General features: G+C 68.7%; 19 protein-coding genes and 1 riboswitch. Of the genes, 7 read left to right on the forward strand and 12 right to left on the reverse strand.

What is annotated here, in order from left to right; all coding sequences use genetic code 11:
- Nucleotides 1-3: 3 nt before the first annotated feature.
- Nucleotides 4-1,287 (reverse strand): serine hydroxymethyltransferase, encoded by a 1,284-nt coding sequence (glyA, locus tag B7R24_RS12070; RefSeq protein WP_116419224.1) that lies wholly within the window; start codon nucleotides 1,285-1,287, stop codon nucleotides 4-6.
- 45 nt (nucleotides 1,288-1,332) lie between these two features.
- Nucleotides 1,333-1,414: riboswitch (ZMP/ZTP riboswitch) on the reverse strand.
- Between the two features lie 85 nt (nucleotides 1,415-1,499).
- Between glyA and B7R24_RS12075 the strand changes: the two genes are divergently transcribed.
- Nucleotides 1,500-4,010, forward strand: a complete 2,511-nt coding sequence (locus tag B7R24_RS12075; RefSeq protein WP_172582805.1) for a sigma-70 family RNA polymerase sigma factor — start codon at nucleotides 1,500-1,502, stop codon at nucleotides 4,008-4,010.
- A 72-nt stretch (nucleotides 4,011-4,082) separates the two neighbouring features.
- On the opposite strand, the gene B7R24_RS12080 is transcribed toward B7R24_RS12075, so the two are convergent.
- Complete coding sequence (locus tag B7R24_RS12080) at nucleotides 4,083-5,312, reverse strand: MFS transporter (RefSeq protein ID WP_253259441.1); 1,230 nt, start codon at nucleotides 5,310-5,312, stop codon at nucleotides 4,083-4,085.
- 264 nt (nucleotides 5,313-5,576) lie between these two features.
- On the opposite strand from B7R24_RS12080, the gene B7R24_RS12085 reads away from it, so the two are divergent.
- Together B7R24_RS12085 and nagA are read left to right on the forward strand one after the other, a co-directional pair.
- Complete coding sequence (locus B7R24_RS12085) at nucleotides 5,577-5,933, forward strand: YrdB family protein (protein ID WP_253259442.1); 357 nt, start codon at nucleotides 5,577-5,579, stop codon at nucleotides 5,931-5,933.
- Complete coding sequence (nagA, locus tag B7R24_RS12090) at nucleotides 5,930-7,081, forward strand: N-acetylglucosamine-6-phosphate deacetylase (RefSeq protein WP_253259443.1); 1,152 nt, start codon at nucleotides 5,930-5,932, stop codon at nucleotides 7,079-7,081. The genes B7R24_RS12085 and nagA overlap by 4 nt, the downstream gene beginning before the upstream one ends.
- A 57-nt stretch (nucleotides 7,082-7,138) precedes the next feature.
- Here the strand turns inward: nagA and B7R24_RS12095 are convergent, their stop codons facing one another.
- Entirely contained in the window at nucleotides 7,139-8,353 is a 1,215-nt protein-coding gene (locus B7R24_RS12095; protein WP_116419228.1) for an NADP-dependent isocitrate dehydrogenase, read from the reverse strand.
- Nucleotides 8,354-8,489: 136 nt separating this feature from the next.
- On the opposite strand from B7R24_RS12095, the gene B7R24_RS12100 reads away from it, so the two are divergent.
- From B7R24_RS12100 to B7R24_RS12110, 3 genes are read left to right on the forward strand one after another with little or no spacing between them, the layout of a single operon-like run.
- A complete protein-coding gene (locus B7R24_RS12100) occupies nucleotides 8,490-8,942 on the forward strand; it encodes a GNAT family N-acetyltransferase (RefSeq protein WP_116419345.1) in 453 nt (150 codons plus the stop codon).
- Nucleotides 8,943-8,987: 45 nt separating this feature from the next.
- Nucleotides 8,988-9,311, forward strand: coding sequence for an MGMT family protein (locus B7R24_RS12105; protein ID WP_116419229.1), 324 nt, complete (start codon nucleotides 8,988-8,990; stop codon nucleotides 9,309-9,311).
- Nucleotides 9,312-9,357: 46 nt separating this feature from the next.
- Entirely contained in the window at nucleotides 9,358-9,798 is a 441-nt protein-coding gene (locus B7R24_RS12110) for a hypothetical protein (RefSeq protein ID WP_147304032.1), read from the forward strand.
- 64 nt (nucleotides 9,799-9,862) lie between these two features.
- Here B7R24_RS12110 and B7R24_RS12115 read toward each other — a convergent pair whose 3' ends face one another.
- The 9 genes from B7R24_RS12115 to sucC form a co-directional block, all read right to left on the reverse strand.
- On the reverse strand, nucleotides 9,863-11,677 hold the full coding sequence (locus B7R24_RS12115; protein WP_116419231.1) for an ABC transporter ATP-binding protein: 1,815 nt from the start codon (nucleotides 11,675-11,677) through the stop codon (nucleotides 9,863-9,865).
- A complete protein-coding gene (locus B7R24_RS12120; protein ID WP_116419232.1) occupies nucleotides 11,674-13,443 on the reverse strand; it encodes an ABC transporter ATP-binding protein in 1,770 nt (589 codons plus the stop codon). Before B7R24_RS12120 ends, B7R24_RS12115 begins: the two co-directional genes overlap by 4 nt.
- Nucleotides 13,444-13,542: 99 nt before the next feature.
- Nucleotides 13,543-14,757 (reverse strand): dimethylargininase, encoded by a 1,215-nt coding sequence (gene ddaH / locus B7R24_RS12125; RefSeq protein ID WP_116419233.1) that lies wholly within the window; start codon nucleotides 14,755-14,757, stop codon nucleotides 13,543-13,545.
- A 26-nt stretch (nucleotides 14,758-14,783) separates the two neighbouring features.
- The gene (gene purH, locus B7R24_RS12130; RefSeq protein ID WP_116419234.1) at nucleotides 14,784-16,427 is read right to left on the reverse strand and encodes a bifunctional phosphoribosylaminoimidazolecarboxamide formyltransferase/IMP cyclohydrolase; all 1,644 of its coding nucleotides are present in this window, start codon (nucleotides 16,425-16,427) and stop codon (nucleotides 14,784-14,786) included.
- Nucleotides 16,424-17,038, reverse strand: a complete 615-nt coding sequence (gene purN, locus B7R24_RS12135) for a phosphoribosylglycinamide formyltransferase (RefSeq protein ID WP_116419346.1) — start codon at nucleotides 17,036-17,038, stop codon at nucleotides 16,424-16,426. Before purN ends, purH begins: the two co-directional genes overlap by 4 nt.
- A 9-nt stretch (nucleotides 17,039-17,047) precedes the next feature.
- Entirely contained in the window at nucleotides 17,048-18,517 is a 1,470-nt protein-coding gene (locus B7R24_RS17825) for a cell division protein PerM (protein WP_216363679.1), read from the reverse strand.
- Between the two features lie 26 nt (nucleotides 18,518-18,543).
- A complete protein-coding gene (locus tag B7R24_RS12145; RefSeq protein WP_116419235.1) occupies nucleotides 18,544-19,176 on the reverse strand; it encodes a hypothetical protein in 633 nt (210 codons plus the stop codon).
- 264 nt (nucleotides 19,177-19,440) lie between these two features.
- Nucleotides 19,441-20,331, reverse strand: coding sequence for a succinate--CoA ligase subunit alpha (gene sucD, locus B7R24_RS12150; RefSeq protein ID WP_116419236.1), 891 nt, complete (start codon nucleotides 20,329-20,331; stop codon nucleotides 19,441-19,443).
- A 16-nt stretch (nucleotides 20,332-20,347) separates the two neighbouring features.
- On the reverse strand, nucleotides 20,348-21,511 hold the full coding sequence (gene sucC / locus B7R24_RS12155) for an ADP-forming succinate--CoA ligase subunit beta (RefSeq protein WP_116419237.1): 1,164 nt from the start codon (nucleotides 21,509-21,511) through the stop codon (nucleotides 20,348-20,350).
- Nucleotides 21,512-21,728: 217 nt separating this feature from the next.
- On the opposite strand from sucC, the gene B7R24_RS12160 reads away from it, so the two are divergent.
- Nucleotides 21,729-23,477 carry a hypothetical protein gene (locus B7R24_RS12160; protein WP_116419238.1) on the forward strand — a complete coding sequence of 583 codons (1,749 nt, stop codon included), beginning with the start codon at nucleotides 21,729-21,731 and terminating at the stop codon, nucleotides 23,475-23,477.
- Nucleotides 23,478-23,483 lie beyond the last annotated feature (6 nt).

The raw sequence follows: 23,483 nt of genomic DNA on the forward strand, positions 1-23,483 counted from the left end.
GTACTACCAGTTCTCGAGGCCGTCGTAGAGAGGGAAGCCGTCGGTGAGCTTCAGAACGCGCGCACGGAGGGCCGCGACATCCGGAGCCGGTTTGAGAGCGCTGGCGATGATGTCGGCCACCTCGGTGAACTCCTCGTCGCCGAAGCCTCGGGTGGCGAGCGCCGACGTGCCGATACGCAGGCCCGAAGTGACCATCGGGGGGCGCGGATCGAACGGGATGGCGTTTCGGTTCACCGTGATACCCGCTTCGTGCAGGATGTCTTCGGCCTGCTTTCCGTCGATCGCCGCGTTGCGGAGGTCGACCAGCACGAGGTGCACATCGGTGCCGCCGGTGAGAACGCTGATGCCCTCAGCGCCCATGTCGGCACCCGCCAGTCGCTCGGCGACGATCCGGGCGCCGGAGATGGTGCGCTCCTGGCGGTCTCTGAACTCTGGTTCGGCAGCGAGCTTGAAGGCCGTCGCCTTGGCGGCGATGACGTGCATCAGCGGGCCGCCCTGCTGGCCCGGGAAGACGGCCGAGTCGATCTTCTTCGCGAACTCGGCCTTGCTGAGAACGACACCGCTGCGGGGGCCGGCGAGAGTCTTGTGCACCGTCGATGTGACGACGTCGGCGTAGGGGACGGGCGACGGGTGCAGGCCTGCCGCGACGAGCCCGGCGAAGTGCGCCATGTCGACCCAGAGCTTCGCACCGACCTCGTCGGCAATCGACCGGAAGGCGGCGAAGTCGAGCTGGCGCGGGTACGCCGACCAGCCGGCGATCAGAACGGTCGGGCGGTGCTCGAGGGCCTTCTCGCGCACGATGTCCATGTCGACGAGGTAGGTCTGCGGGTCGACGCCGTAGCTCGTGGCCCTGTAGTTCTTGCCCGAGAAGTTCAGCTTCATGCCGTGGGTGAGGTGCCCGCCGTGGCTGAGCTCCATTCCGAGGATGGTGTCGCCGATGGTGGCGAGGGCCATCAGTGCTGCGGCGTTGGCCTGCGCTCCGGCGTGGGGCTGCACGTTGGCGTGCTCGGCGCCGAACAGGGCCTTGGCACGGTCGCGGGCGAGGTTCTCGGCGACGTCGACGAACTCACAGCCTCCGTAGTACCGGCGGCCGGGGTATCCCTCGGCGTACTTGTTCGTGAGCACCGACCCCTGCGCCTGGAGCACGGCGCGGGAGACGAAGTTCTCACTGGCGATCATCTCGAGCGTGCCGCGCTGGCGGCCGAGCTCGTTCTGCAGAACGGCGGCGATCTCGGGGTCGACGCTCGAGAGGGCGTCGTTGAAGGTCGAGGGCAGTTGGCTGGGCATCGGGCTCTCCTTTTTCGGCAGTACGGAGTGGTTCAGGTGCGGTTCCGTAGCGACCCAGGCGAGCGGCCGAATCCGTGTCAGTCGCTTCCCGATGGTGACCATCTGAACGCCAGTTGCGACCACGTCAGCATAGCAGCGTTGCTTTGCTCCTCCATGATGAGTATTGTTCATTAACTGCGGTGATTCGGATGCCGCGACAGGAGATGAGCGCGGTGTTGGCCAACGGAGCGATGGGTGAGCCGATCGGGGCGCACGCGGTACCCGACACTGAGACGGGCCCGAGCGACCTCGACCTCGTCGAGCGCACCCGGGCCGGTGATTCACGGGCCTTCGCGGAGCTATGGAACAGGCACTCGCGGGCGGGCCGAACGGTGGCCCGCAGCTTCTCGTACGATGCCGACGACATCGTCTCCGAGGCCTTCGCCAAAGTGCTGCAGGCCATTCGCAGCGGCGGTGGCCCCACCAGTGCGTTCCGGCCCTACCTCTTCAGTACCATCCGCAACGTCGGCATGCAGCTGAAGCGCGGTGCGCAGGTCGACGCGAGCGACGAGCTCGATGCACTGGCCGACCCGTCGAGCGAAGAGTCCGAGACGATCCTCGCCCTCGACAAGAGCCTGACGGCCCAGGCCTTCCGCAGCCCGCCGACGCGCTGGCAGGAGGCGCTCTGGTACAGCGAGGTCGAGCAACTGGCCTCGCACGAGATCGCGCCGCTGCTCGGAATGACGTCGAACGCGGTGTCTGCGCTCACGTTCCGGGCCCGGGAGGGCCTCCGGCAGGCGTGGATCCAGGCGCACCTCGTACGAGCAGCAGACACCGAGTGTGCCGCCGTGATCGAGAAGCTCGGCTCGTACACTCGCGGCAGCCTCGGCGCCCGCGAGACACGCAAGGTGCAGCAGCACCTCGCGGAGTGTGCCTCCTGCAGCATCGTCGGCGAGGAGGCCCGTGACGTGGGCTCACGGCTCGCGCTGGTGCTGCTGCCGCTGGTGGCAGGCATCGCGGGGGCGACCGCCTACACCGTGTCGCTGCAGGGTGGCGGCAGCGGTGCGGTCGCGGCGGCGTCGGCGGCCGTGCAGGGGGTGCCTGCTCTGCACGGGGCGGCGGCGGTTCACGGGGTCCCGGCGGTTCACGGGGTGCCGGCGGTTCACGGGGCGCCGGCGGCGGCTGTGGCGCCCGCACCCGTCGCGCACGGGGTGCCTGCGGTGCACCTCGTTTCGGTGTCACCGGCTGCACCCTCGCCCTCCTCCGTCTCCACCGCCTCGGCCTCTCGCCCGCTCGGCACCATCGGCCGTGGCGCGCGCTGGGCACGCCACGGAAGTGCCGGCGCCGTCGGCTCGGCCCGCACCGGTCTGGTCGCCGTCTTCCCCCGGGCGAGCAGCGTCGTCGGCTTCGCCCTTGCCACCGCGGCCGCCGTCGGTGCAGCCTTCCTGCTCTCACCTCTTCTCTCGACCGCCCCCCAGACCGTCGAGGCGGCACCGACCACCGTCACCTCGGAAGACGGAGACCCCTCCCTCAGCACCGGGCCATTCGGCTCCGAGCAACGATCGGCGAACGACGCCTCTGCATCACTGCTGGGCGGGACTCCCGGTTCTGGTGGCGGTGCGCCGGGCACCGGGGCCGCAACCACTCCGGGCACGGGCAGCAGCGGCGCAGGTGCGGGCGTTTCGGGTGGAGGCACGGGAGGCACGGGCACCGGCTCCGGCTCTCCCTCTGCGCGCTCGGTCGACGTCGTGCAGTCCACCACGGCTCCACCGGCATCACCCACCACCCCGGCAGCACCGATCACCGCCACCCCGACGCCCACCGCAACCCTGCCCACCACCCCCTCGACGCTCCCCGCGACGCCCACGCCAGACAGCAGCATTCCGCCGCTGCCCCCGGTCACCCCGCCGCCCGTCACACTGCCCCCGGTCACCCCGCCGCCCGTCACACTGCCGCCGGTCACCCCGCCCCCGGTCACACTGCCGCCCGCACCGCTCCCCCCGGTCGTCGATCCCCCATCGCCTCCGACCCCGCCCGTTCCGCCGACCCCGCCCGTTCCGCCAACCCCGCCCGTTCCGCCGGTCATCCCCGCGGCCCCGGAATTCGATATCACCGCAGACCCTGACGCCCGCCTCTTCCCCGTCATCACCGGCCACGCCGAACCAGGTGCCACGATCGAGGTCATCGATCTCCCCGACGCCACCACCACCCGCACCCTCGCCAGAACAGCCGGCGCCACCCCCGGCCCGGGCGCGACCTCCGAGCCGGGCCGAGTCGCGTCCGGCGCCACCCCAGATGGCTCCACCGTGGTCGCGACACTCACGGCAGATGCCAGGGGCGCGTTCGAGATTAGGGATTACCCGGGCCTCGGCTTCGGAACCCACCGCCTCGCCCTCCGCCAGGTGTCCGCCGCAGGAACCGCCTCACCCGTCAGCCCGGAGACGAGCGTCACTCTCGCACCCCTGGCCATCCTCACCCCGCAGCCCGGGGAATCGGTCAGCGCATCGGGATTCAGGCTCTACGCCCGCGGGGTTCCCGACGCCTTCTTCCAGGTCTCCGTCGACGGTGAACCGAACCCGCTCACCCAGGCTCTCAACTCCGACGGGTACTACGGCGGTGACCTGTCGCTCTCAGAAACCCCCACCACCGATCCATCCGCGGTCACCATAGCCATCCGCTACACCGATCCCGACACCGGCCAGCACGGCCCCTCGGCCACCACCACCGTCCATCCCGCCCCGTAGCACTCCGCGCCCGTCCACGTGGCCCCAGGCCAGAGTGGCGCCAGGCCAGGGTGGCGTCAGGCCGGAGTGGCGTCAGGCCAGGGTGGCAGCGTGGCGACGGTGCGCGACGATGACCGAGACCCAGAGGAGGGCGCCCGCTACGACGAGCAGGACGAGGTAGCCGAGGGGGAGCGATTCGAGGCCGAAAGCGCCGAGGAGCACACTCCCGAGGAGAGCGCCGCCCGCGATACCGATGTTGAACGAGGTCGAGTAGTAGGCGTTGGCCGTGTCGCGAATGGCCGGCGAGGCCACGTGCAGGAGCCGCGCCTGCATGAGCGCCGGAATGACACCGAACGCCGCACCCCAGACAGCGAACGCCGGAATCGCCAGGAACGGGTTCGCGGCCCAGACCGACAGCACCACCACGGAGGCACCCGTGACGACGAGTCCGATTCCCACACCGAAGGTGGGGCGGGCGGAGAAGACGAACCCGGCCAGCAGCAGCCCCACGGCTCCCGCCACTCCGTACACGAAGAGCAGGCCTCCGACGTTCGCGCCCGGCACACCCATCCGACCGATGAGGTAGGGCGTGACGTAGGTGTACATCGCGTAGTGACCCACCATGAGGATGGCGACGACGGCGCAGAGCAGCGCGACGCCCGGCACACTCGCATCGCGCTGCTTCGTATTGCGGGATGCTGCCGAGCGAGCATCCGGAGCCGGAGCATCGACCCTCGGCAGCAGCTTCGCGATCAGCACCGCTGCGCACAAAGCCAGCACACCGATGGCCGCGAACGGCACGCGCCAGCCGAAGGCGTGCCCGACCACCGTGGCAATGGGAACACCGAGTACGAAGGCGAGCGTTCCGCCGCCAGTCGTGATCGCGACGGCACGGGCGATGTGGTGACGGGGAACCAGGTGTGCCGAGTACACCCCGACGATGGCCCAGAAGAGCCCATGGGCTGTGCCGCCGAGCACGCGCGCGACGGCGAGCAGTTCGTAGTTGGGCGCGAGGGCAGAGAGCACGCTGCTGACGGCCACCGTGATCAGCACGGCGACAATGAGGGAGTGGCGAGAGAAGCGCCGGGTCAGCGCGGTCAGCGGTACGGCCGTGACCACCACCGCGACAGCGAAGAGCGTGACGAGCAAGCCGATCTGGCCCTCGCTCACGCCGAGGTCTGCGCTCATCTCGGGCAGCAACCCTGTCGGCATCATCTCTGCCGTGACCGACATGAAGACGGCGGTGGCGAGCACGAAGAGCCCGCCGTAGGGGAAGGGTGCGTCAGCAGAGGGAACGACGGGGAGTTTGACGGAGTTCGTCACGGCGAAAAGACCACGTTTCGAGGGTGCACATTCGGCGAGTACGCAACCGACCATGTCCGCGCTCGGGGCAGTGCGATATCCGCCCACCACTGTCCATGGTACCCGGTGTTCAGGGCACACCGCAGGCTGCGCGGCACGGGGCGGGGCACGGGGCGGGGCGCGCGGCGGGGCGAGCGGCGGCAGGCCGGGCCGCAAGGGAGGCGGGACGGCCGGGTGACGGGCAGCGGCAGGCCGGGCACCCTGCCGCGCAGTACGATTGCAGGCGTGAACACCGACCAGAGCGCACCCCAGCGCATCGGCCCGAACGACGCTTTTCGCTTCGTGCTCGAGCTGTTCGCCTTCTTCTCGATCGGGCTCTGGGGCTTTCTTGCGTGGCCGCCGCTCTGGAACTGGGCCTTCGGCATCGGCGCACCTCTGTTCGCCATCGTGCTCTGGGGCCTGTTCCGCTCCCCCAAGGCCGTCATCACGCTCGATCCTTTCGGCAAGGCCCTGGTCGAGATCGTGATCATGGGGTCGGCGGCGCTCGCCTGGCTCGTCATGGGGCAATGGATCGTCGCGGTCGTCTTCGGCATCCTGGCCGTGATCAGCGGCGTCATCTCCGGTCGCAAGGAGTTCGCGTGACCGTCGTCATCCACTCCGCCACGAAGGTCGACGCCGACGACTTTCTCGACGACTTCTGGATCGCCTTCACCGGGCCCACCATCGCTGCGACAGGTACAGGCAACGGCTGGCACGGCTGGGCGACCGCGCCGAACGCCGAGGTCATCAATGCCGGGGGCCGCAGGCTCAGCCCGGGCTTCATCGACATGCACAGCCACGGCGGTGGCGGCCACGCCTTCGACGATGGTGCCGAGGCGATCGAGAAGGCCGTGGCGGTGCACCGCGCCCACGGCACGACCCGGTCCCTCCTCAGCCTGGTCGCCAACCCCATCGAGAAACTGTGCGAGAGCCTGTCGACGATCGCCGACCTGGCCGACGCAGACCCGCTCATCCTCGGCTCGCACCTCGAGGGCCCGTTCCTCGCGAGCACTCAGCGCGGCGCCCACAACCCCGAGTACCTGCTCACTCCGTCGCCCGAGATCGTCGACAAGCTCCTCAGCGCCGGCCGCGGAACGATCAGGCAGGTCACCCTGGCTCCCGAACTACCCGGAGCGATGGAGGCGATCGACCGTTTCGTGGCCGCCGGAGTGCTCGTGGGAGTCGGCCACACCGACGCCGACTTCGCCGTCACGAAACAGGCGTTCGACCACGGCGCGACCCTGCTCACCCATGCGTTCAACGCGATGCCCGGCATCAGGCACCGCGAGCCGGGCCCTGTGACGGCGGCGCTTGGTGACCCGCGCGTGGCCCTCGAGCTCATTCTCGACGGGTTCCACGTGCATCCTGAGGTCGCCCGGGTCGCGTTCTTCGCAGCTCCGATGCGCATTCTGCTGATCACCGATGCCATGGCGGCAGCGGGTTCGGCCGACGGGCACTACACGCTCGGCGATCTGTCGGTGTCGGTGACCGATGGCCGGGCCCTGCTGTCGGGAACGACCACCATTGCCGGCTCGACGCTGACCCAGGATGTCGCACTGCGGTCGGCGCTCATCGACTCCGAGATCGATCCGGTGCTCGCCATTCGCGCGGTGACGGCCTCGCCGGCCCGTGCGCTGGGGCTGGATGACCGTCTGGGCTACCTGGCGCCCGGTTTCGCGGCCGACGTCGTGCTGTTCGACACCGAATGGAACGTCAGCCGGGTCTGGGCCGCCGGCGCGCCGGTCGTCTGAAAGCACGCTGGGCCGCCGGAGTGAACCGGCCGCCCAGCGTGAACAGAACGGCCGAGGCTACGCCAGGCGCGTCTTCAGGTTCTCGGCCAGCGTCGCGAGGAACTCCTCGGTGGTCTGGTAGGCCTGGTCGGGGCCGACGAGCAGGGCGAGGTCTTTCGTCATCGCACCCGACTCGACCGTCTTGATGACCACATCTTCGAGCGTGTCGGCAAACGTCGCTAGCTCGGCGTTGTCGTCGAGCTTTGCGCGGTGCGCGAGCCCACGGGTCCACGCGTAGATCGACGCGATGGGGTTGGTCGACGTGGGCTTGCCGGCCTGGTGCTGGCGGTAATGACGCGTGACGGTGCCGTGCGCGGCTTCGGCCTCGACGGTCTTGCCGTCGGGCGTGAAGAGCACGCTCGTCATCAGGCCCAGCGAGCCGAAGCCCTGGGCGACGGTGTCGCTCTGCACGTCACCGTCGTAGTTCTTGGCGGCCCACACGTAGCCGCCCTCCCACTTGAGTGCCGCAGCGACCATGTCGTCGATGAGGCGGTGCTCGTAGGTGATGCCGGCCTCCGCGAAGCGGTCGGCGTACTCCTCGTCGAAGACCTCCTGGAAGAGGTCTTTGAACCGGCCGTCATAGGCCTTCAGGATGGTGTTCTTGGTCGAGAGGTACACCGGGTACGTGCGGCTGAGTCCGTAGCTGAGGGAAGCCCGCGCGAAGTCCCGGATCGAGTCGTCGAGGTTGTACATCGCCATGGCGACACCCGAACCCGGCGACTGGAAGACCTCGAACGACTGTGCTTCGCTGCCGTCTTCGGGCGTGAACGAGATGGTCAGCGTTCCCTTGCCCTCGAACCGGAAGTCGGTCGCCTTGTACTGGTCGCCGAACGCGTGGCGACCGACGATGATCGGCTTGTTCCAGCCGGGAACGAGACGCGGGATGTTCGAGATGATGATGGGCTCACGGAAGATGGTGCCGCCCAGGATGTTTCGGATCGTGCCGTTGGGGCTCTTCCACATCTTCTTCAGGCCGAACTCCTCGACACGGGCCTCATCGGGCGTGATGGTGGCGCACTTGACACCCACGCCGTGCTTCTGGATGGCCTTCGCAGCGTCGATGGTCACCTGGTCGTCGGTCGCGTCGCGGTGCTCGATGCCGAGGTCGTAGTACTCGAGGTCGATCTCGAGGTAGGGGTGGATGAGCGTGTCTTTGATGGCCTGCCAGATGATTCGCGTCATCTCGTCGCCGTCAAGCTCGACGACCGTTCCTTCTACGTGGATTTTCGACATTCGCTACTCCTCTTCGTACGTGTCAAATTCGTCGGCCACTGAAGGCCATGTGTAGCCTACTCGCTTCGCCAACTGTCTTGACGTAGAGAGACTTTCGGCTGTGGCGCGCGCCGGGGCCAGCCGCTACCCTGTGATCATGACCGACCTGAGACTGGTGGAGCTCTCTGCGAGCAACATCGTGGCCGCAAACACGCTGACCCTGAAGCCGGGGCAGGAGCAGTTCGTCGCGCCGGTCTCGCATTCCATCGCCGAGGCGTATGTGAACCCCGCGACGGCATGGCCCCGGGTGGTGCTCGACGGCGACGAGGTCGTCGGCTTCATCATGGGCAACTTCGACCCCGACAGCCCGCACGACGAGTTTCGCGGGTGCATCTGGCGCATGAACGTGGCGGCAGACGCGCAGGGCAAGGGCATCGGCCGTTTCGCTGTGACCGCACTGGCCGAGGAGGCGAGAACGCGGGGCTTCGACCGCCTCACGGTCATGTTCGAGCCGGGAGACCTCGGGCCCGAGGCCTTCTTCCTCGCCGTCGGGTTCGAGCCGGTCGGCGAGACCCAGTTCGGCGAGACGATCGCCGCCCTCACACTCTGAGTTGAAGCGGCCTACGGCGGCTGAACCCCGGCTGAGGTGGGGCCAGTGACTCACCATCACCTCGAAGACTTCGGGGCGCGGGTTCTGGAGGTCGTCGACTCCATCCCTGCCGGGCGGGTGCTGACCTACGGGGATGTCGCGGCCCTGCTCGGCTCCCGGGCCGCACGCGCCGTGGGCACTGTGCTGGCCCACTCGGCCGGCGCCCACCCGTGGTGGCGTGTGGTGCGTTCGGGCGGGCATCCGCCCCGGGGCCTCGAACGGAATGCCGCACCGCACTACGAAGCTGAGAAAATGCCCCTCAGCCCCGCCCTGACGGAGTGCGGTTACCGGGTCGACTACGCTGTGGCAAGGTGGAATCCAGATGACTGACCCACCACGAACCTGTTCACCCACTCGACAGACACCCGGAGAAGCTGTGAAGCGTCGCTTGCTGGTTGCTGTGCCGATCATCGCTCTGGGCACCCTGATGCTCTCGGGTTGCGGCGTTGCCAACGTGATCTCACCGCCGTTCGCCTCGGCGATCTACGCCACGCCGGCCGACGCCGCGGGGGCTGCCGAGACCGTGGCCCTGCCGTCGTGGGTGCCGGCCGATGCCACCTTCATCCGTATCAAGACCGACGAGACCACCAAGGCCTCGATCATGATGTTCTCACCCGGCGCGACGCCCCCGACGTTCACGGCCTGCGACCCGGCGTCAGATCCGCAGGTCGACCAGTCGAAGAGCACGGGCGCGATGACGGCCGAGCTGGCTGAGACCTGGTGGCCGCAGAAACTGAACGACGGCGTCGTTCCGGTGTGCGCCGGCGTCTGGCACCTCTTCGGCCAGGACGACCACTACTACGCCTGGACTCCGTAGCAGTCGGCCGGGCCAGCCAGACCCTGGGCCAGCTACCCCCTCGGAGCGCTAAACCCTGGGCCGGCTACACCAACGACTCGCGCCACGATGCGTGCAGCTGCGCGAATCGGCCGGTACCGCCGATCAGGTCGGCCGGTGTTCCGTCTTCGATGATGCGCCCGTGCTCCATCACCAGCACGCGGTCGGCGATGGCCACGGTCGAGAGCCGGTGGGCGATGATGATGGCCGTGCGATCTGCGAGCAGGGTCTGCAGCGCATCCTGAACCTGGCGCTCGCTCGGGATGTCGAGGGATGCCGTCGCCTCGTCGAGGATGAGCACCGCGGGGTCGGCCAGGAACGCCCGCGCGAACGACACCAACTGGCGCTGGCCCGCTGAGACCCGCCCACCGCGCTTGTTCACATCGGTCTCGTACCCGTCGGGCAGAGAGTCGATGAAGGCGTGGGCGCCGACCGCTTTGGCGGCAGCGACGATCTCCTCGCGGGAGGCACCCGGCCTGCCGATGGCGATGTTGTCGGCGACCGTTCCGGAGAAGAGGTAGGCCTCCTGGGTGACCATCACGATGGCGCGTCGGAGGTCTTTCGGGTGCAGGTCGCGCAGGCTGATGCCATCGAGCGCGACCCGTCCGGTGGAGGGGTCGTAGAACCTGGAGATGAGCTTCGCGAGCGTGGACTTGCCCGCGCCTGTCGACCCCACCAGCGCGATGGTCTGGCCCGCGGGGAGGTGCAGGCTGAACTCGGGCAGCACGACGCGGCCGTTCTGGTACGAGAACTCGACCTCGTCGAAGTCGATCGAACCCTCGGCCTTCCACAGGTCGATGGGGCGCACCGGGTCGGGCACGCTGAGCTCCTCCTCGAGCACGCCGGAGATCTTCTCCAGCGCTGCTGCGGCAGACTGGTAGGAGTTGTAGAACATCGCCATCTCCTCCATCGGGTCGAAGAAGCGGCGGGTGTAGAGCACGGCGGCGAGCAGCGCACCGATCGCCACCTGGCCATCGATCACCCGGAACGCACCGACGAGCAGAACCACGGCCACCGTGACGTTGCCGATCAGCACCAGCCCGGGGTCGAAGATGCCGAACAGCTGGATGACCCGGGCATTCGAGAGACGATGGCCCTCGACGAGCGCGCCGAACTCCGCCGCGTTGCTCTTCTCGGTGCGGAAGGCCTTGACCGCCCTGATGCCCGTCATGGTCTCGACGAACTTGACGATCAGCTTCGCCGACGCTGTTCGGGTCGTTCGGAACAGTCGCTGTGAGCGCAGCTGGAACCAGCGGGTGAGAATGAGCAGCGGCACGAGCGAGACGACCAGGATCAGCCCGCTGGCGATGTCGAGCGAGAACAGCGCGATGCCGATGAAGAGCATGTACAGCAGGCCCTGCACGAGCTGGTTGATGCCTGAGTCGAGCAGTTCCCGGATGGAATCGAGGTCGCTCGTCTGGCGCGAGATGATGCGGCCCGACGTGTAGGTCTCGTGGAACTCGAGGCTGAGGCGCTGGGTCTGCAGGAAGACGCGTTTGCGCAGGTCGAACAGGATCGCCTGGGAGATGCGCGCCGTGAGCACGGTGAACCACGAGATGAGCACCGCCCCGACGATGCCGGTGACCAGGTAGATCGCCCCGGCCATGGCGAGCGGAATCCAGTTGCGATCGACCAACTGGGGCAGACCGGTGTCGATGCCGTAGGCGATCAGGGCGGGGCCGGCCACCTGCGCCGCCGTGCTGACGATGACGACGACGAGCCCGACGAGCAGTCGTGAGCGCTCGGGGCTGAGCAACGACCCCAGAAGCTGCGTCGAGCGTCGCCGGATCTGCCGGCTCTCGGCCTTGGTGAAGTCGTTGCGCTCTTCGCCCTCGACGCCGGTGACGGTGGATTCGGTCACGCGGTCACCTCCTCTTCATCGAAACTCGAGATCACATAGCGGTAGTGGTCGTTGTGCGCCAGAAGATCCGCATGGGTTCCGACGGCCGTCACGCGGCCGTTCTGCAGCAGCGCCACCCGATCGGCGAGAGCCACGGTCGACGGCCGGTGCGCCACGATGAGCGCGGTGGTCGAGGCGAGCACCCGGCGAAGTGCCGCCTCCACCAGCGCCTCGGTGTCGACATCGAGAGCGCTCAGGGGGTCGTCGAGCACCAGCACCCGAGGCTTCGCGGTGACGGCGCGCGCGAGCGCGAGCCGCTGGCGCTGGCCACCCGAGAGGCTCAGGCCCTCCTCGCCGACCCGGGTGTCGAGGCCCTCGGGGAGGTCGTAGACGAACTGGGCCTGCGCGATGGCGATTGCCTCGGCGACCTCCTCCTCACTGGCGTCCGGGCGACCCAGAACCAGATTCTCCCGCACCGAGGCACTGAAGAGGGTAGCGTCTTCGAAGGCCATGGCGATGTTCGTGCGAACCTCGACTTTCGACAGGTCGCGGATGTCGATGCCGTCGAGCATCACCCGACCCGAATTCACGTCGTAGAGCCGGGTGGTGAGTGCCGTCAGCGTGCTCTTGCCCGACCCGGTGAGGCCGACCAGCGCCATCGTCTCCCCCGGCTCGACGACCAGGTCGATACCGTTCAGCAGGTCGTCGTGGCTCTGGGGGGCATCCTGGTACCGAAAGTGCACGTCGTCGAACGTCAGCCTGCCGCGGGGGTTCAGGATGCTCGTCGGAACCTCGGGGTCGACGATCGTGTTCTCGGAGTCGAGCACGTCGAAGAATCTCGACGTCGCGGTCTTGGCGTCGAAGGTCATCGCCAGGAAGTAGCCCATCGACTGCACGGGAAACAGCAGCACCGTGGCGGTGGCGAAGAAAGCGACGAGGTCGCCCACGGTGGCCTGCCCGACGGAGGCCAGGTAGACGCCGACGACGAGGCAGACCGCGAACGCGACATCCGGTATCAGCAGCAGCCACAACCAGATGTTCGCGATGGCCTTCGCCTTCTCGATCTCGGTTCCGCGCAGCCGCTCAGCCTGGCGCTCGAACTTCGACAGCGCGAACGGCCCGCGACCGAATGCTTTGAGCACGCGGATGCCGTGCACCGACTCCTCGACGGAGGTCGCGAGGTCGCCCACCTGGTCCTGGCTGCGGCGTGCGGCGTTGGAGTACCGGCCCTCGAAGACGTAGCTGTAGACCAGCACGGGAATGGACGCGACAGCGAAGATGAGCCCCAGCACCCCATTCAGACTGAGCAGGATGATGAAACCGATGATGATCGTGACGACGTTGACCACAATGATGACCACGCCGAACGAGAGCCAGCGCCTGATCATGTTGAGGTCGCTGACGGCGCGCGACAGCAGCTGGCCGCTCGGCCAGCGATCGTGGAACTCCACCGGCAGTTCCTGCAGGTGCCGGTAGAGGCTGTTGCGCATGCTCGCCTCGATGTGGGTTCCCGGGGTGAGCACCAGAACCCGGCGAAGGGCGATCAGGATGGCCTCGAGCACCCCGAGAGCGAGGATGACCAGCGCCACCGGCCAGATCTGGGCGGAGTCGCCCTGCGCGAGCGGGCCGTCGATGAGCACCTGCAGCACCTGCGGAATCGCGAGCGACACCAGGCTCGCGACGAGCGACACGGCAGTCGCACCGTAGATGCGCGGCATCGCCGGTCGGGCGTAGGTGTAGAGCCGACTGAGCGTGCGGAGGGTCGACTGCTCTTGTGAGGCAGGCATGGAGAATTTTCCCTTGTGAGGTGTTTTCGGGCAGCCTTGAAGGCTACACAGAGAATCGCCCGCCGCGCAACCTCAGGTCGGGGTCGAGGGTGAGACCCGTCAGCGCACGCGAACGGACAGGCAGGTCACGCAGCCCTCGAGCTTCTCGTATTCGCTGATGTCGACCGAGATGACGCGGTACCCGAGGTTCTCGATGAGCTGGGCCGTGAGGGGCGCGGAGGCCGCCATCAGCACGGTGTCGTCGGTGAGCTTCACGACGTGCGCACCACCCTCCTCGGGAACGCTCAGAAAACGGTCGAAGATCGCGGGGTCGTCGACGAGCGGCAGGTAGCCGATGACGGTTCCGTCGGGCAGGGCCGTGACAGCGCTCTTCAGGTGAAGCACCTTGGTCAGCGGAACGGCGACGACCGTGTACCCGAGCGACGAGACGATGTGCCGCAGCTGGTGGATGCCCTCGGCGTTCGTGCGGCCGCTCCGCCCGACGTAGACCGTTGTGCCGACCTTCAGCACGTCCCCCCCGTCGAGCGTTCCGGGAACGGCGATGCGCGCGACCTTCAGCCCGAGCTCGCGAACCGTCGCCTCGACCGCCTCGGTCTCGGCGATGCGGTGCTCGCTGCCGGGGCTCGTGATGACGGCGACGTCGCCGAAGATGATGACCGCGTCCTCGACGAACACCGAGTCGGCGAGCTCGTCGGCCCGGTCGACCTCGATCGTCGACCAGCCGGCGTTCTCCAGCACGTTCACATACGACTCCCACTGCTCGTCGGCCAGGTCGAGGTCGATCTGCTGCTTGTCGATGTGCGTCACATGACCGTCGGCCAGGGTGGCTGCAGGCCGCCGGATGATCGCGATGCGCCTCTCGCCGACCGAACCACCGGCATCCTGGGCCGTCGCCAGACCCTCGTACACCCGGCGACCGACCGTGGCCGAGGCCACGACCACCGTGATCACGAAGATGAGGTTGAGGCCCACCAGGGTCGCGACGACGTAGCCGATCAGTTCGCCGGTGAGCGGGGAGCCCGAGGCGAGGAGGGGCACGGCCGTGCCGACCAGCGCCCCAAGCAGCCCGGCGACCACGCCGCTCGTGAGGGCGATGTACCAGCTGCGGTAGCCGCCCACGAAGATCAACACCGCGGCGAACAGCACGGTGAAGAGCGTCTGCGGCAGGAAGAACGCGTTCACGTCGCCGAAGTAGTCGGGCTTGAACCCGTTCACGGCGAAGAACACGAGCAGCACGACCAGGTGGGCCGTGGCGCCCACGACGATGGCGGAGACGGCCGCGGCGAGAATCGAGCGGCTGGAGAGCAGGGGCATACCAGCGACCCTAGCGCGCGGGGTGCTCAGTGGAAGAAGTGGCGCTCCCCGGTGAAGTACATCGTCACGCCCGCGTTCTGCGCGGCCTCGATGACCTCGGCGTCGCGAACCGACCCGCCGGGCTGCACCACGGCCTTCACACCCGCGTCGAGCAGCACCTGCAGTCCGTCGGCGAAGGGGAAGAACGCGTCGCTGGCGGCAACCGAGCCCGCCGCACGGGACCCTGCGCGGTTGACCGCGAGGTGACACGAATCGACCCGGTTGACCTGGCCCATGCCGACGCCGGTGGAGGCCCCGTTCACCGCCAGCAGAATGGCGTTCGACTTCACCGAACGGCAGGCCTTCCAGGCGAACAGCAGGTCGCTCATCGTGTCGGCGTCGGCCGGCTCACCCGAGGCCAACTGCCACGCGTCGGTGGTGTAGCCCGCGAACCCGTCAGCCGTCTGGGCCAGCACTCCCCCGCTGACCTGCTTCAGCTCGACGGCGGAGCGCGCGTACTCGGAGGGCAGGCAGAGGATCCGCAGGTTCTTCTTGGTCTGCAGGAGTTTCAGGGCGTCGGGCTCGAAGTCGGGCGCGACCAGCACCTCGGTGAAGATCTCCTTCACGGCCTCCGCCATGGCGAGCGTGACGGTGCGGTTGGCAGCGATGACCCCGCCGAAGGCCGACACCGGGTCGCACTCGTGCGCGCGGAGGTGCGCCGAGGCGATCGGGTCGAGAGCGGTGGAAGAGGCGACTGCGATTCCGCACGGGTTCGCGTGCTTGACGATGGCCACCGCCGGCTCGGCGAAGTCCCACGCGGCGCGAACGGCCGCGTCCGCATCGACGAAGTTGTTGTACGACATCTCCTTGCCGTTCAGCTGCGAAGCCTGCGCGATGCCGTGGCCACGCGGCTCGAGGTAGAGGGCGGCCCTCTGGTGCGAGTTCTCGCCGTAGCGCAGCTCGTGCGAGAGGGCGACACTGCGTTCGAGGAGCTTGGGGAATCCCTCGGCGCCCAGGGGGGCGGTCGGGTCGAAGACACCCTCGACGGGCAGGGCGCTTGCTCCGAGCTGCTCGGCGAACCAGGTCGCGACGCCCGTGTCGTAGGCGGCGGTGTGGGCGAACGCGGTCGCCGCGAGGTGGCGACGGGTCTCGAGGGTGGTTCCGCCGGAGGTCAGCGCCTCGGTGATCTGAGGATAGGTGTCGGGCGACACGGCGATGGCCACGTTCGCGTGGTTCTTGGCCGAGGCGCGCACCAGGGCGGGGCCACCGATGTCGATCTGTTCGATCACGTCGTCGGGCTCGGCGCCGCTCGCGACGGTCTCGCTGAACGGGTAGAGGTTCACGACCACGAGCTGGAAGGCCTGGATCTCGAGCTGCTGCAGCTGCGCGATGTGCGACTCGAGCCGCAGGTCGGCGAGGATGCCCGCGTGGACGGAGGGGTGCAGGGTCTTCACGCGACCGTCGAGCGACTCGGGGAACCCGGTGATCGACGACACCTCGGTGACGGCGAACCCGGCCGACGCGATGGTCTTCGCCGTCGAACCCGTCGAGACGATCTCCACGCCGGCCGCGCTCAGGGCACCGGCGAGCTCGACGAGGCCGGATTTGTCGCTCACAGAGACGAGCGCACGCTTGATCTCGATGAGATCGCGGTGGTGGAATTCGGCGGGGTCGTGACGTGGGCCGCTCATGATGGTGTGGCACTCCTGTTGCTCTGGTGGATGCTGCTGAGGTCGATGGTCGAGGTGGCGATGTCACGCACGGTCTGCACGAGCAGGTCGCGTTCGATGACTTTGATGCGCTCCTGCAGCACATGTTCGGTGTCGCCGGGAAGCACCGCGACGGACCGCTGCACGAGGGTCGGCCCGGTGTCGACACCCTCGTCGACGATGTGCACGGTCACGCCCGTCTCGGTGGCACCGGCGGCGAGGGCATCCCGCACCGCGTGCGCGCCCGGGAACAGCGGAAGCAGGGCCGGGTGGGTGTTGATGAGGTTCGGCGAGAGTGCCCCGACGAAACGCGGGGGCAGGATGCGCATGAAACCCGCGCAGACGACCAGGTCGGGCGTCCACTGCTCGACCTGCTGCAGCAGTTCATCACCCCATGCGGCGCGGTCGGCGAAGCTCGTCGGGGTGACGGTGAAGGTCGGCACGCCGAACTGCTCGGCGTGGGCGAGGCCGGCTGCATCGGTGTCGGAGCCGACGGCGACGATGCGGGCGGGAAAGTCTCTGTCGCTCGCCGCCTCGAGGAGGGCACGAAGGTTCGAGCCTCCGCCGGAGATCAGAACGACTATCGACAGCACCCACACAGACTAACGCAGCAGGGGGGTCTCGGATTCGGGGGCGGGGGCGGTAGTGGCGGCTGGCTTCGCGGTCTCCCCCGCCGCCGGGGTGGGGGCGGGCGTCTTCGCGGTCTGCTCGGGCTGCCCGGGCTTCGCGGGCTTCGCGGTCTGCCCGGGCTTCGCGGGCTGTCCGGGCTTCGCGGGCTGACCGGGCTTCGCGGGCTGACCGGGCTTCGCGGTCTGCTCGGGCTTCGCGGGCTGCCCGGTGGTGACCCTCGCTTCGCGCGTCGGCAACCGCACCCCACTCGCCAGCAGCCCGATGCTCGCCGACACTCCGAAGATCACCGCCGACCAGAGCCAGACGGCGCCGGGCTCCGGGCCCACGTCGGCCAGGCGACCGGGCCCCGCCGCGCCACCGGAGAACACCGAGAGCAGGCCCAGGATGCTCGCCGCCACGATTCCGAGCCCGAAACCGGTGCCGATCATCCGGCCCGCCCAGGCACCCGTCGACAGTGACGACGCGAGGCCGACGAGCCGCGGACGAAGGGCCACTGCCACCACGAAACCGATCGCCACGGGCACGACCAGCACGGCGAAACCGAGCGGAGACGCCTCGGGCAGGGCTCCGAACAGCGGCAGCGACGGCAGCAGGCCCACCTGCGTGCCGAGGGACGAGACCGATGACCCCGTGCCGAGCGCGAAGCCCGGGCCGACGAACCAGGTCGCCGCCCAGATGACCGCATTCGGCAGCAGCGCGAGCTGGCCGAGCGTCAGCGCAGCGCCCCCGCCGACGCCCGACTGCAGAGACTCGTAGAGCGAGATCACCGTCGAGTAGTGGATGACCAGCGAGACCGCCATGGCAAGGCCGCCGACAGCGACCATCGCCGCGCCCACGATCGCTCCACCGCGAAGCGCGACGTCGACGAGCGGACGCACGGCATCGGAGAGCCGGTCGAACTGCTGCAACACCCATGCAGCGAGCGGATCGCGCGCCCGCACGAGGCTGCCCGCCGCACCGATCACGACCCCCAGCCCGTAGACACCCGGAACGAACACCACGGCCTGGCGGAACGACGGCAGGGCGTCGGCACTCTGGGCGCTCAGCCAGACCAGCGCCGAAAGCACCGCGACCGTGACCACACCGACCGCGAGTCCCAGCACGGGATGCGGCGAGAGCCCCAGGCGAAGGCCCGAGCGGCGGCCGAGCAGAAGGGTGAGGGCCGCGAATCCGAGGGGTGCGATGCCCACCTCGAACGGCGTTGCGGCTCCCTCGAGCGCGAGTCGGGCCGCCGTTGTGGGGTCGATGGTGAGCAGCAGGTCGACACCGTTGCCGAGCATCCACAGGTCTGCGGATGCCCGCCAGAACACCGTCCAGTCGATACCGAGGTCGAACTGGGTCGCCCAGAGGATCGTCAGCATGACGAGTGGGATGCCGAGACCGATCGCGACCGCGAGCAGGGCGTCGAGCGCGGAGAGGAGGGCGGTGGTGGGTCGGTTCACAGGGGTGGTCTCACGGGGTCGGCGTTTCAGTGGAAGGCGATCTTGAGGAGGATGACGAACAGGCCGAGGGAGCTGGTGACCCAGGCGGCGAAGAGCTTGGCGGGCCAGCGCGCGCCCCTGTCGGCCAGAGCGAACCAGCCGAGCGCCCCGAGCAGGAAGACGGGGAAGAGCAGCGCGAGAGCGTACGCCAGGGCTTCCTGCATGCCGCCGACCGCGCCGGCGACGAGGAAGGCGCACGGAACGACACCCGCATACAGCAGCCCGGAGGAGTGCCCGACGCTGTGCCTCAGCGCTCCGCGCATGGTGGTGTTCTCGCGGCCGTGCTTGCCGTAGTGCGAGATCCCCTCGGCGAAGACGTGCGCGACCCAGAACACGAGCAGGGTCGGCACCGTCGTCACCAGAACGTCGAAGTCGGTGTCGTCGTCTTCCGAGGTACCGATGATGGCACTGACCAGCAGCGTTCCATAGATGGCGGGCGGGGTGACGATGCGGTGCCGGATGCGCTTCCAGCGGGTGGGCTGGTGCATCGCCGCCGCGAGTTCGGCTGGCGGGGCCGGGGGCGGAGGCGGTTGCACGGCCGCTGCTGCCGCGGGTGCGGGGAGCGCGGGCGCGGCCGTTTCGGGCCACATCCGGTCGGCGCCGTTCGACTCGCTCGTCACTCGTCGGCTCCCTCCGGCTGCCCCCAGCGGGCTGTTCAAACGTAGCCGACACCACCCCACCCACCCTCCGCGCCTCGCGCGCCACCCCCCGATTGAGCAACCCCGCGACATCCGCGAGTCACTCGATCAGGCCAGGCGACAACCCGACCCGCAATCGTGGACAGCGAGGGAGACTGCCTGAATTGCGGTCGTGTCCGCTGCAGACCGGCGCGCACAGGAAGGGCCCGCCACCGCTACCGGTGACAGGCCCTTCGATGCTCGTGGCTAGAGCGCCGCGTACACCTCGCGGAGCAGCGCGGCGGTCTCGCTCGGCGTCTTGCCGACCTTGACGCCCGCGGCCTCGAGCGCCAGCTTCTTGCCGTCGGCCGTTCCGGCACCCGACGAGACGATGGCGCCGGCGTGGCCCATCGTCTTGCCCTCGGGAGCGGTGAAGCCGGCGACGTAGCCGACGACGGGCTTCGTCACGTGCGCCTTGATGTAGTCGGCCGCGCGCTCTTCGGCGTCGCCGCCGATCTCGCCGATCATGACGATCGCCTTGGTGTCGGGGTCGGCCTCGAACGCCTCGAGCGCATCGATGTGCGTCGTGCCGATGATGGGGTCGCCGCCGATGCCGATCGCGGTCGAGAAACCGAGATCCCGCAGCTCGTACATCATCTGGTACGTCAGCGTGCCCGACTTCGAGACCAGGCCGATCGGGCCCTTGCCGGTGATCGTGGCGGGCGTGATGCCGACGAGCGACTCGCCCGGTGTGATGATGCCGGGGCAGTTCGGGCCGATGATGCGGGTCTTGCCGCCTTTGGCCTTCGCGGTCGCCCAGAACTCGGCAGAATCCTGGATCGGGATGCCCTCGGTGATCACGACGACAAGCGGGATCTCTGCTTCGACGGCTTCGAGCACTGCGTCCTTGGCGAACGCCGGCGGAACGAAGACGATCGAGACATCCGCGCCGGTCTCGGCGATGGCCTCGGCGACCGTGCCGAACACGGGCAGTGAGACGCCGCCGTCGTGCTCGACCGTGGTGCCGGCCTTGCGCGCGTTCACGCCGCCGACGATCTTCGTGCCGGCCTTCAGCATGAGGGCGGTGTGCTTGGTGCCCTCACCGCCGGTGATGCCCTGCACGATGACCTTGGAGTCTTTGTTGAGGAAGATCGACATTCTTGTTCTGTTCCCTTTACTTCGAAGCCAGTTCGGCGGCCTTGGCGGCGCCTTCGTCCATGGTGTCTGCGAGCGAGACGAGCGGGTTGGCTGCGTCGCGGAGGATCTGGCGACCCTCCTCGACCTTGTTGCCGTCGAGACGCACGACGAGGGGTTTCGTGGCGGCGCCGCCCAGGATCTCGAGCGCCTTCACGATGCCGTTGGCCACGGCGTCGCATGCGGTGATGCCGCCGAAGACGTTGACGAACACGCTCTTGACCTGCGGGTCGCCGAGGATCACGTCGAGGCCGTTGGCCATCACCTCAGCGGATGCTCCGCCACCGATGTCCAGGAAGTTGGCCGGCTTCACACCCGAGAAGTTCTCGCCCGCGTAGCTGACGACATCGAGCGTCGACATGACGAGTCCGGCACCGTTTCCGATGACACCGACTTCGCCGTCGAGCTTGACGTAGTTCAGACCGAGCTTCTTGGCCTTCGCCTCGAGGGGGTCTTCGGCATCCTGGTCGACCAGCGCTTCGTGGTTCGGGTGGCGGAAGTCGGCGTTCTCGTCGAGCGAGACCTTGCCGTCGAGGGCCACGATGTCGCCCTCCTCGGTGAGCACGAGCGGGTTGACCTCGACCAGCGTCGCATCCTCGCCCTTGTAGACCTCGTAGAGCTTCACGAAGACCGGCGCGACCCTGTCGACGAGATCGGCCGGGAACTTGGCGGCGATCGCGATCTCGGTGGCCTTCGCGAGGTCGACGCCCTGCAGCGGGTCGACCTCGATGCGGGCGAGGGCCTCGGGGCGCTCGACAGCGAGCTCCTCGATCTCCATGCCGCCCTCGAAGCTCGAAAGGCTGAGGTAGCTGCGGTTGGCGCGGTCGAGCAGTACAGAGAAGTAGTACTCGCTCGCGATACGGGCGCCGCCGGCGACCATCACGCGCTTGACGGTGTGGCCCTTGATGTCGAGACCGAGGATCGACTTCGCGGCCTCTTCGGCCTCGTCGGGATTCTTTGCGACCTTGACGCCGCCGGCCTTTCCGCGCCCACCGACCTTGACCTGGGCCTTGACGACGGTCACGCCGCCGAGCTTCTCGGCCGCGGCGCGCACCTCTTCAGGGGCGTCGGCGATGATGCCCGGGAGAACCGGGACTCCATAGCTCTCGAAGAGGTCTCGAGCCTGATATTCAAATAGGTCCACGCTTGCTCATCCCATCAGCATGCGCAGCCCTCGCCACGCACGCGTTGCCTGGTTTCTGTCGAAAACGATAGCCAGACGCCCGCTCATTGTGTCTTGAGATCGAGACATCTGGACCGCCTCAAAGCCTACCCCTCCACAAGGCCGCGGTTTCGCGAACTCTCCACAGTTCGGCTCGACGGCCCCGCCGCGCCTCGCCGACCGCGGCAGTCTTGCCCGCATGAAACGTCTGAACACATCCCTCGCCCCGGCCGTCTCGGCCCTCCTCGCCGCACTGCTCGCCGCCCTCCTCACCGGCCTGCTCGCAGCTGTCAGCGTGCTGCTCGTCGCCTCCGCCGCGAGCGCCCTTCCCGTGGTCGGCCACGGCTACGGCCACACCTGGCGCAACGACGGCCGGTCGTGGCTCGGGTCGCACCGGCTCTCCGACGGCAACCTCGGCCTCTGCCTGCAGGTGCAGTTCGCCCCACCCGAGGGCGCCGACGCGCAGTACCAGCTCGGCACCAATCTCGGCTGGGTCTCTGCAGACGACGCAGCCCGTCTCGCCTACATCGGTCGATGGTGGGCATCGGCGGCCGACAACAACATGGCCGCGTCGGCGCAGCTGGCAACGTGGGGCATCACGGGCCTCGGGTCTCACGACATGGGCTGGTACGCCCAGCGGGCCAATGACTCCGACAGGGTCGTCCTGGCCCGGGCCGTCACCATGCGGGAGACGATGGATGCTCCCGCCGGGGCATCCCGTGGCGTGACCGCCAAGCTCACCCTCGCCGTGCCGGGCGCCGCTGCGGGCACCGTGCGGAGCGACCTCGTGGTCGACTACCTGGGCGGCGGTCCGGCCAAGCTCCCGTCGGGCAGGCACACGGGAACCCTGACGCTGAAGGGCGCCGCCTTCGCCGACGGCTCCACCGTGCAGGGGGTACAGAACGGGCAGACGCTTGCCATCACTCCGGCCGATGGAACGGCTCTCAGCGATGTGACGGCCGACGTCGTGTACACCGACCTGCCCTACGGCACTGCGTTCTACGTCGCGAAGGCGCCCACGGGCATCCAGAGCCTGCTCGTTCCTCCGCCGGGCGGAATCGCCGCACAGGCACACGCGCACGGTGGTGACATCTCGCCGCTACCTTTCGCACCGGCTGTTCAGACCGAGACGAGTGCGGCCGAGACGGAGGTGGGGGCCCACCTGTTCGACGCGCTGGAACTCAAGCTGGCGGTGAAGCCCCGGTTCACCGGGGAGAGGGATGCTGCGGATGCACCGGGCGACTCGGGTGACCCCGGCGACTCGGATGTTCCGGGCGACGGTGACGCCGTCGGCGACAGCACCGCAGCTCTCGTTCCGCCGACGACCCTGTCGGAATGGGGCGTCTACCGTGACGGGGAGGGCGCGCTGCAGCCGGTGCCCGTGACCATCAGGAGCACACTCTGGGGGCCGTTCGCCTCACCGCCCGCGCGGCAGGCCGACATCCCGCTGGGCTCGAAGGCCGTCTGCCGGGTCTCGGTCGTCGCCGAGAACGGTCCCGGCCCCTACAGAACCCCCGACTGCACTCTCCCCGCCGAGGGTTACTACGTGTGGACGGACACGATCGACCCGGCAGACACTCCGGTCAGCCAGGGCGGAGACCGTATCACCGCATGGTCATCGCCCTTCGGAGTCGCCGAGGAGGTGACTCTCGCGGTCACTCCGCCTCCGCCACCCGTCGTTCCCGCGACTCCCCCGCCGACCCCGCCCGCGACTCCCCCGACGGCGCCGCCCGTCGCTCCGCCGACATCGCCGCCCGCGACGCCTCCGACGCCGGAGACCCCCCGCACGATGTCGGCCACGCCCGCCGCGACCGCGTCACTCGCTTCGACCGGTCGTGACTCCGACACCATCACTCCGTGGCTTGCGGCAGCCTCGGGCATCGTGGCGCTGGGGTCGGCGTCCTTCGCGCTGGCCGCACAGCAGCGGGCTCGCAGGCGCCGCACCTAGGCTGGG

This window comes from Subtercola boreus, assembly GCF_003399645.1.
GTDB lineage: Bacteria > Actinomycetota > Actinomycetes > Actinomycetales > Microbacteriaceae > Subtercola > Subtercola boreus_A.

Coding starts and splice junctions, on each gene's coding strand:
- B7R24_RS12120 (WP_116419232.1), bottom strand. CDS start 13,443: ATGCCTGCCTCACAAGAGCAGTCGACCCTCCGCACGCTCAGTCGGCTC.
- sucD (WP_116419236.1), bottom strand. CDS start 20,331: ATGTCGATCTTCCTCAACAAAGACTCCAAGGTCATCGTGCAGGGCATC.
- B7R24_RS12095 (WP_116419228.1), bottom strand. CDS start 8,353: ATGTCGAAAATCCACGTAGAAGGAACGGTCGTCGAGCTTGACGGCGAC.
- ddaH (WP_116419233.1), bottom strand. CDS start 14,757: ATGCCCCTGCTCTCCAGCCGCTCGATTCTCGCCGCGGCCGTCTCCGCC.
- purH (WP_116419234.1), bottom strand. CDS start 16,427: ATGAGCGGCCCACGTCACGACCCCGCCGAATTCCACCACCGCGATCTC.
- B7R24_RS12160 (WP_116419238.1), top strand. CDS start 21,729: ATGAAACGTCTGAACACATCCCTCGCCCCGGCCGTCTCGGCCCTCCTC.
- glyA (WP_116419224.1), bottom strand. CDS start 1,287: ATGCCCAGCCAACTGCCCTCGACCTTCAACGACGCCCTCTCGAGCGTC.
- B7R24_RS12100 (WP_116419345.1), top strand. CDS start 8,490: ATGACCGACCTGAGACTGGTGGAGCTCTCTGCGAGCAACATCGTGGCC.